The following is a 7,899-nucleotide window of genomic DNA, read 5'->3' as shown; positions in this document are numbered from 1 at the left end:
GGCTTCGGCATCGTCACCCTGATCGGCTCCGTGATCGGCTATTTCGGCGTGCTCGACGTCAACCTCTCGGCCGGCGCCATCAAATACCTGGCTGAATCGCACGCCGCCGGCGAGCGCCGCCGCTTTGCCGAAACCTTCTGGTTTGGCGCCATGTTCTATGGTGCGCTGGGCGCAGTCGGCGGACTGGCCATTTTCCTGTCGGCGGGCTGGTTGCTGGACCAGTTCTTTACCGTGTCGGCATCGCTGCATGCGGACACGGTACTGGCGCTGCAGATCGGCGCGGTGGGCTTTGCCGTGACCCAGGTGCAGAACTACCTGATCACGGTGCCGCAAGCCTTGCAGCGCTACGACCGTTCGGCGCAGAGCGAGGCATTTTTCGGCATCGCCGTCAGCGTCGCATCCGTACTGGTGGCCATCGCCGGTGGCGGCATTGCCGGCGTGATTGCGGTGCGCATCGGCGTTTCCATCCTCAATGTCGCTTACCTGGTCTGGCTGCTGCACTCGTTCAAGCTCGACATGGGCATTTGCTGGCCGGGGCCGGCGGTGCGGCGCGGCATGACCTCGTTCTCCGCCTACGCCTACCTGAGCAAGCTGGCGTCCACGCTGCACCAGCACGGCGACAAGCTGATCATCGGCTCGCTCGCCGGCCCGGTGGCGCTGGCCTTCTATACCGTACCGGCCACGCTGGCCGGGCGCATCCTGGGCCTGACTTACCGGCTCTCCAGCGTGATCTATCCGCGTGCATCGGCGCTGGCGGCCACCAACCGGCTCGGTGAATTGCGCATCATCTACTTTGGCGCGATGCGGCACATTACCTATATCAACCTGATTGCACTGGGCACCATCGTGCTGGCGGGCGAGGAATTCCTGCGCCAGTGGGTCGGCGAGGAATTCGTCGCTGCCGGCTATCCGGTGCTGGTGTTGATGACGCTCGCCATGATGGTCGATTCACTGACCAATATTCCCTCGCTGGTCAACGACGCGCTGGGCCACCCGCGCATTACCGGCCGCTTTGCGCTGGTGCGCGCCGTGGTCGGGGTGTCGCTGGTGTATGCCGGCTGCCTGCTGTCGGGCATCGTCGGCGCCACCGTCGGCCACCTGATCGCCACGCTCGTGCTCGGGGCCAGCTTCCTGCTGTACGTGCATGGCCGCACCGTGCCGTTCTCGTTTTCCGACTCGGTCCAGCTGGGCTGGGGACGCAGCGCAATGGTCGGCTTGCTGGTGTTCGGCGCGGTCTATCCGGTCACCATGCTGTTGCCAGGCGGCGTCGCCGGCACGATTGCGGCCACCGTGATCGGACTGACCTCACTGGGCGCGGCCTATATCGTATTCATCGCCAACATCGACGAGCGCGCCGCCATGCTGTCGGTGGCGCGCCGCCTGGTCTCCTGAGGACGACATGCGGATCCTGATCGTCAGCGAGGATGTACCCTACCCCAGCATGGGCGGCCTGGCCAAGCATGCGCTGACGCTGGCGCGCGCGCTGGTGCGCGCCGGTCACCAGGTCGACTTCATGGGGGCGCGCCTGCATCCGATCGAGGTCGCCGGCGAGGAAGGGAAGTTCGGGGGCCGCTTCTTTGCCGAGCTCGACGGCCATATCGCCGGCTGGAAAGAAGTGGCGCTGGGTGTCTTCATGCCGCCGCGCCGCAGCGCCATTGCACGTCGCTTCGCCCGCATCATCCTGCGCCGCGCAGCGGACTATGACGCGATCCACTACCACGGCCATGTGCCGAATGTGGCGCGCTACATCCCGCGCCACATCAATTTCATCCAGACCCGGCATGACCAGGGCAGCGATTGCCTGCTCAATACGCGCTTCGTGCGCGGGAATATCTGCGTCGAAACCGATCCGCGCGCCTGCGCCGGCTGCAAGACCGAAAATCCCAACCGCGTCCAGCGCATCGTGTCGGGGGCGGCAGTGCGGATCTACCGCAACGAAGTCGCCGACGCCTTTCGCCGCCACAAGACCATTTTCGTGTCCGACATGCTCAGGAAAAATTTCGCCCGCAGCATGGGCCAGCAGCAGTGGGGCATGACACTGCACAATTTCATCGACGAACAGCGCCTGCTGCAGGTTCGCCGCGATCGCAGCGCCGACAAAAATCCGCCCGGCCGCAGCAAGGATGACGCCGCCGCCGGCATCGGCAAGGGCACGGTCGAACTGTTCGTCGCCGCCAAGCTCTATCCGGCAAAAGGCATCGAAGCGCTGTTGCAGGAACTGGCGCCGCGCCTGCCTGCCCACTTCCGGCTGCGCATTGCCGGCGACGGCAGCGACGAGGCGCGCCTGCGGCAAGCCTTTGCCAGCGAACGCATCAGCTTCGTCGGCTGGTGCGACCAGCAAGCAACGCTGGCGATGGCGGCCGCTGCCGACGCCATCATCGTGCCATCGGTCTGGGAAGAACCCTGCGCCACCACGATCCTGGAAGCGCTGGCGCTGGGCAAGACCACCTTTGCACTGGCACGCGGCGGCACGCCGGAACTGGCGCGCCATGCCTGCGGCGCCGGGCAATTGCGGCTATTCCAGGAGTTGCCCGGCCTGGTAGACGCCCTGCTGCAATTCCAGCCGCATCCGGACTATGCCTATCCGCCCGATGCCGCCGGCGGGGTGGACCGGGCGGTACGCGAATTGCTCGACATCTATCGCCGCCCGCCCGGCCCGCTGACGGAAAGGACGGCACGCACGGTCAATGAAAGCCCCAGCCACGCATCAGGCCAGTCGGCCAGGCCAGGGCCAGCTTCACCATCGATCCGCACGCAGGCGCCCTTGTCGTTTTCGATCATCACCTGCACCTGGAACAGCGCCGCCTGGCTGCCGGCGGCGATCGAGTCGATCCTGATGCAGGACCATGCGCATGTCGAAATGATCTTTGTCGATGGCGGCTCGACCGACGACACGCTGGCGCAGATCAAGGCGCTGCAGCGTCCGTATCGCCTGCTGGAAAACGTCCAGGGCGGCATCAGCCGCGCCATGAACGCCGGAATCCGGGCCGCCAGCGGCGATGTCATCGCCCACCTGCATTCGGACGACTACTACCTTGCGCCGGATGTACTGGCCACGGTCGCGCGCGAACTGCAGCAAAGCAATCGCGACTGGCTGTTCGGGCGCACCATGCGCGACCTTGGCGGCAAGCTTCTGCCGGAAGGATATGTCGCTCCACGCTATAGCCCGGATCGGCTGCTGCGCGGGAATTTCATTCCGCATCCGGCCACCTTTGTGCGGCGCGCGCTGATGCAGCGCGCCGGCGGGTTCGACGAGCAACTGCGCTATGCCATGGATTACGACCTCTGGCTGAAGCTGTCGCAGATGGCCGAGCCGGTGCAGATGGATCGCGCGCTGGCCGCTTTCCGCGAACATTCCGGCAGCCTGTCCACCCGAAACCGGCTCGCTGCCATGGAGGAAGACATGCAAGTGCGCCTGTCGCACGCAGGCAAGGAGCCGCTGGCGCGGCTGCTGCACCACTTGCGCCATGCCGTGCGGCGCCTCCGGGCGCAGGCCGAAATGCGCAGCCAGACACTGAGCCACACACCAAGCCACACTGCCGGGAACCCACCATGCACGCCAAGCAAGCACCCGAGCTCTCACTGATATTGGCCACTGTCGGCCGCAGCAGCGAACTGGTCCGATTTTTCGACTCGCTGGCAGCGCAAGACTGTGCCGGCGTCGAAGTGATCGTGATCGACCAGAACCTGGACCGCCGGCTGGACGAGCCGATCCGGCATGCCCGCGCCAGGGGACTCGATGTGCGTCACCTGCATCACTCTCCACCCAACCTGGCTGCTGCCCGCAACCGCGGCGTAGAGCAGGCGCGCGGCCAATGGCTGGGATTTCCCGACGACGATTGCTGGTACGGCGCCAGGCTGGTCCCGGTGCTGCGCTCGCGCATGGCGGGCGCCGACCGTCCCGACGGCGTGATCATCCGCTGGGTCGAGCAAGGCGAGTTGCCGGTGATTGCCCCGACACTGTCATGGTCGCGCTCCGCCGCGTTTCGCGACGTACCGGTTGCCTCGATCACGCTGTTCATTCGGCGCGATCTGTTCGAAGCGATCGGCGGCTTCGATGCGCGGCTGGGCGTGGGCCAGTGGTTCGGCGCCGGCGAAGAGACCGACCTGGTGATGCGCGCATTGCGCGACCAGGCGCGCATCGTGGTCGAGCCTGCCGGCGAGGTACACCACGCATTCGTGCCCGGCCAGCCGGCAGCGACCGTGCAGGCACGGCTGGCGGCGCGCAGCCGCGCGCGCGGTACCGGCGCCTTGTACGCCAAACACGGCTTGTCAGCCTGGGTGATTGCGCGCGGCCTGATCGCGCCAGTCGTGCGGCCGCTGCTGAAGGGATCGCTGGGGCCGGATTTCGCGCACGGCATTGCCGTCATGCGCGGGCGGCTAGACGGCTGGCGCAACTGGCGGCGCCGGCATCAATGAGGCGGCGCAAGCCCGGTGGCGCAATCGCCGCTGATTCTGTCGCTACGCAAAACCGGCAAGCAATCATTCCATAAACTCGAACCACCGCCATCAGGCATTGAGGGCAGACAAAGGCTGATCGTGATGGCGCCCTGCGCGCCGCAGACCGTGCCAGGCGATTGTCCCGGCGGATTCCAAACCAGAGAGTACCGATGCTAAAAATCGTTGTCGTCGCCAATACCCCGCCGCCCTATCGCGTGCCGATGTATAACCGGATTGCCGGCACGCCTGGCGTGGACTTGCATGTCATCTTCTGCTCCCGCCGCGAGCCAAACCGCTTCTGGGACCTGCCGCCGTTCGAGTTCTCGCATACCTTCCTGCCGGAGCGCTTCGTCGCTGCCGGCGAGCGCTATATCCACAACAATATTGAGGTGCTGCCGGCCCTGAAAGCCGCCAACGCCGATGTGATCGTCACGGACGGCTTCAATCCGACCCACCTGTATGCCTTCCTGTACACGGCATTCAAGCGCATACCGCATATTCCGATGACGGACGGCACAGACGTTTCCGAGCGCGCACTTTCCGTCGTTCACCGCATCGTGCGGCGCTTCGTGTTCGCGCGCTCGGCCGCCTTCCTGTCCGCCAGCCTTGGCGGCAAGCGTCTTTACATGAGCTACGGCATCGACGCCGAGCGCTGCTTCCTGTCGCCGCTATGCGCCAACAATGCCGCTTTCACGCCGCCGCCCGGCCTGCGCGACAAGCCATTCGATTTCATCTTTTGCAGCCGCATGGAGCCGGGAAAAAGCCCCTTGTTTGCGCTGGATGTGGCGGTCGAAACGGCGCGCCGCCTCGGACGCCGGACACGGATCCTGTTTGCCGGCTCCGGCAGCCTGGAGCAGCAGACCAGGCAAACCGCCGCCGAGCATGCCGGCCTGGTCGAGGCCGTGTTCCACGGTTTCGCCGCCCAGGGCGATTTGCCGCAGCTATACCAGTCCGCGTCGATGTTCCTGTTCCCGACGCTGGCCGACGTCTGGGGCGTGGTCGTCAATGAAGCCTGCGCAGCGGGGCTGCCGGTCATCATTTCGCCCTATGCCGGCGTGGTCGACGAACTGGTGCGCGATGGCGAGAATGGCTTTGTGCGCGAACTCGACGTCACGCAATGGGCCGACCGCGCGGTCCGGCTGCTGACCGACGAGTCGATGTGGCATGGGTTTTCGCGGCGCAGCCTGGAGCTGGTCAGCAACTATACATTCGACCATGCCGCCGCCGGTGTGGTCGACGCCTGTTCGCTGGCGCGTTCGCGTGACAGCGAGCAGGACGGCAGCCCGCGCAAAAAGGGGCGCGGCGCCACGGTCGTGGAGCGCCTGGCCGACCGCCGCTTTGCAGACGGCAGCACGCGCAGCCTGGATGATCGCGTCATGCCGGCCAGTCGCTCGCCCGGCCAGCGATCGTCCTCCTGAATGCCGGAGGCCGCGTCATGACCACCCTGTTCAGCTGCTCGATCGACGATGGCCATCCGAGCGACATGCGAACAGCTGAACTATTGCAGCGCCACGGCATTGCCGCGACTTTTTACATACCGGTGCGCAACCGCGAAGGGCATCCAGTCCTGCGGCCCACGGAGATCCGGGCGCTGGACCGGGAATTCGAGATTGGCTCGCATACGCTTGACCACTGCTTCCTGAAGACGCTGACAGTCGATGACGCCCATGCCCAGATCAGCGAAGGCAAGGCGCAACTTGAGCAGTTGCTCGGCCACCGCGTGGCCGGATTCTGCTATCCCGGCGGGAAATATGGCGCGCGCGATATCGGGATGGTGCAGACCGCCGGCTTCAGCTACGCCCGGACCACCATGAACCTGTGCCTGGACACCGGCGACAATCCCTTCGAGATGCCGACAGCCTGCCAGTTCCATCCCCATGCCCGTAACGTCTATCTGCGCAATTTCATCCGCGGCGGCGCATGGAGCAAGAGGACAGAGCTGCTGCGGCTGGCGATGCGGCATGAGAACTGGATCGAGCGCATCAACGCCATGTTCGATTACGCCTGCGAAACCGGTGGCGTGTTCCACCTGTGGGGACACTCGCGCGATATCGGGCAGGCCAACGCCTGGGACGAGCTTGACGCATTCCTGGCACGGGTCGCCGGACGGTTGCCCAAGGCGCAAAGGGTGGACAACGGGAGACTGGCAGCGCTCTGCTATTGAGTCGCTTCTGTTGCCGCCTCCCCTGTTGCCGCCTCCCCTGCCGCCACCCTACTGCGGCTTGCGGATCATCATGAAGAAATTCGCCTTGGGACCAGCCAGGCGCACATGCCCGATGTCGATCACGTGCTTGCCCGGCAACAGGCTGGCCATCGTCATCAGCGCGCCGGCGCTCAGCAAGTGTCGTCCCTGCCCGCTCTTTTGCCCGGTCAGGCGGTGCCATACCGGCGTTGGCAGCCAGTGCAGCAAGGGCAGGCCGGAATCCAGGTCAATCGGATAGCGCCGGTTGGCGGTGGCCACGAACAGCCCCTTGGCGGCCACCCGGCTCATTTCCTTCAACAGGGCGAACTGTTGCATGAAGCCGCCGGCATGTTCCAGCACGTCATCGCAGCAGACCCAGTCGAACTCGCCATCGCCATACGAAAGATGACGGCCGTCGCTTCGTCTGTACCGGCTGCGGCCATCGCCCTGTACTTGCAACTCCAGCGCACAGGTCACCACAATGGGGCCGGCGGCGTCGCCGGCGATCATCGGCTGGCCGCGATGCCGTTCACGTCCGCACACCGCCAGCACGCTACCGCCGCCGCCCTCCGCGTGAAACGACTGGAAGGCCCGGGACAGGCGCTGCCTTTGCCGCTGCACGATGCGTTCGCGCAATCCTGCTTCGTGCGGGTCCTGCACCAGTTGCGCATCCATCAGTTTCACCCGGGTCTCCTGTTCAATGCCGCACCTGCCGCAAAGGCAAATGTCATGAACCGATCTTCCCGCTGCGGCTGCCATCGCATCTTGTGTCAGCACAAAGCAAACCCCTTGCACGGCGAGCGTCGGTTTGGCAAATACGGTTCTGTTGAGCAGCACCAAGCGCCTGTTGCATCACATGCACGGGATTGACGAGCGTCATGACGGCGCATGTTTGGCCGATGTTCAATGAACTCCTGCCGCGAAGCACAGCAGCAAAACGCGACCCGACTCCCCAACCACGCGGCGCCCCATGAAAATCCTGATTGCACACAATGCATACCAACAGCGCGGCGGCGAAGACGTCGTGGTCGACGCCGAGATCTCCCTGCTGCGGGAGCGCGGCCACGAAGTCACGACCTACCGGCGCCACAACGACGAACTGCTGCAGCACCCCGGCACCGCGGTCACTTCCGCCATCTGGTCGCGCCGCACCGCCCTGGAAATGGAACAGGTTTGCTCGCTGGAAAAACCGGACGTGATCCATGTCCACAACACCTTCCCGCTGATCTCGCCATCGCTGTACTGGACGGCAGCACGTCTCATGATCGCCGTAGTCC

General features: G+C 65.2%; 6 protein-coding genes and 1 pseudogene. 6 read left to right on the top strand and 1 reads right to left on the bottom strand.

All coding sequences use genetic code 11. The features are described 5' to 3' along the window. From Q7T64_RS05910 to Q7T64_RS05890, 5 genes are all read left to right on the top strand, one after another. Positions 1 to 1,392, top strand: a 1,392-nt coding sequence (locus tag Q7T64_RS05910) for an oligosaccharide flippase family protein (protein ID WP_304792725.1), incomplete at its 5' end; no start/stop codon positions are given. A 7-nt stretch (positions 1,393 to 1,399) separates the two neighbouring features. Continuing rightward, positions 1,400 to 3,586: a glycosyltransferase gene (locus tag Q7T64_RS05905; RefSeq protein ID WP_304792722.1), complete on the top strand. Its 2,187-nt coding sequence runs from the start codon at positions 1,400 to 1,402 to the stop codon at positions 3,584 to 3,586. Beyond that, positions 3,553 to 4,419, top strand: a complete 867-nt coding sequence (locus tag Q7T64_RS05900) for a glycosyltransferase family 2 protein (protein WP_304792719.1) — start codon at positions 3,553 to 3,555, stop codon at positions 4,417 to 4,419. Before Q7T64_RS05905 ends, Q7T64_RS05900 begins: the two co-directional genes overlap by 34 nt. Positions 4,420 to 4,610: 191 nt before the next feature. Continuing rightward, positions 4,611 to 5,858 carry a glycosyltransferase family 4 protein gene (locus tag Q7T64_RS05895; protein ID WP_304792716.1) on the top strand — a complete coding sequence of 416 codons (1,248 nt, stop codon included), beginning with the start codon at positions 4,611 to 4,613 and terminating at the stop codon, positions 5,856 to 5,858. Between the two features lie 17 nt (positions 5,859 to 5,875). Next, on the top strand, positions 5,876 to 6,604 hold the full coding sequence (locus Q7T64_RS05890) for a polysaccharide deacetylase family protein (RefSeq protein WP_304792712.1): 729 nt from the start codon (positions 5,876 to 5,878) through the stop codon (positions 6,602 to 6,604). A gap of 48 nt (positions 6,605 to 6,652) precedes the next feature. Here the strand turns inward: Q7T64_RS05890 and Q7T64_RS05885 are convergent, their stop codons facing one another. Next, entirely contained in the window at positions 6,653 to 7,297 is a 645-nt protein-coding gene (locus tag Q7T64_RS05885; RefSeq protein WP_304792728.1) for a methyltransferase domain-containing protein, read from the bottom strand. Positions 7,298 to 7,592: 295 nt separating this feature from the next. Here Q7T64_RS05885 and Q7T64_RS05880 point away from each other — a divergent pair. Continuing rightward, a pseudogene (locus tag Q7T64_RS05880) lies at positions 7,593 to 7,899 on the top strand (glycosyltransferase family 1 protein); the annotation flags it as partial.

This window comes from Lacisediminimonas sp., assembly GCF_030645335.1.
GTDB lineage: Bacteria > Pseudomonadota > Gammaproteobacteria > Burkholderiales > Burkholderiaceae_D > Lacisediminimonas.
This window is presented reverse-complemented; position numbering and strand designations above follow the sequence as displayed.

What these genes read in the sequence shown, in the direction of transcription:
- Q7T64_RS05905 (WP_304792722.1), top strand. Translation starts at nt 1,400, where the DNA reads ATGCGGATCCTGATCGTCAGCGAGGATGTACCCTACCCCAGCATGGGC.
- Q7T64_RS05900 (WP_304792719.1), top strand. Translation starts at nt 3,553, where the DNA reads ATGCACGCCAAGCAAGCACCCGAGCTCTCACTGATATTGGCCACTGTC.
- Q7T64_RS05895 (WP_304792716.1), top strand. Translation starts at nt 4,611, where the DNA reads ATGCTAAAAATCGTTGTCGTCGCCAATACCCCGCCGCCCTATCGCGTG.
- Q7T64_RS05890 (WP_304792712.1), top strand. Translation starts at nt 5,876, where the DNA reads ATGACCACCCTGTTCAGCTGCTCGATCGACGATGGCCATCCGAGCGAC.
- Q7T64_RS05885 (WP_304792728.1), bottom strand. Translation starts at nt 7,297, where the DNA reads ATGGATGCGCAACTGGTGCAGGACCCGCACGAAGCAGGATTGCGCGAA.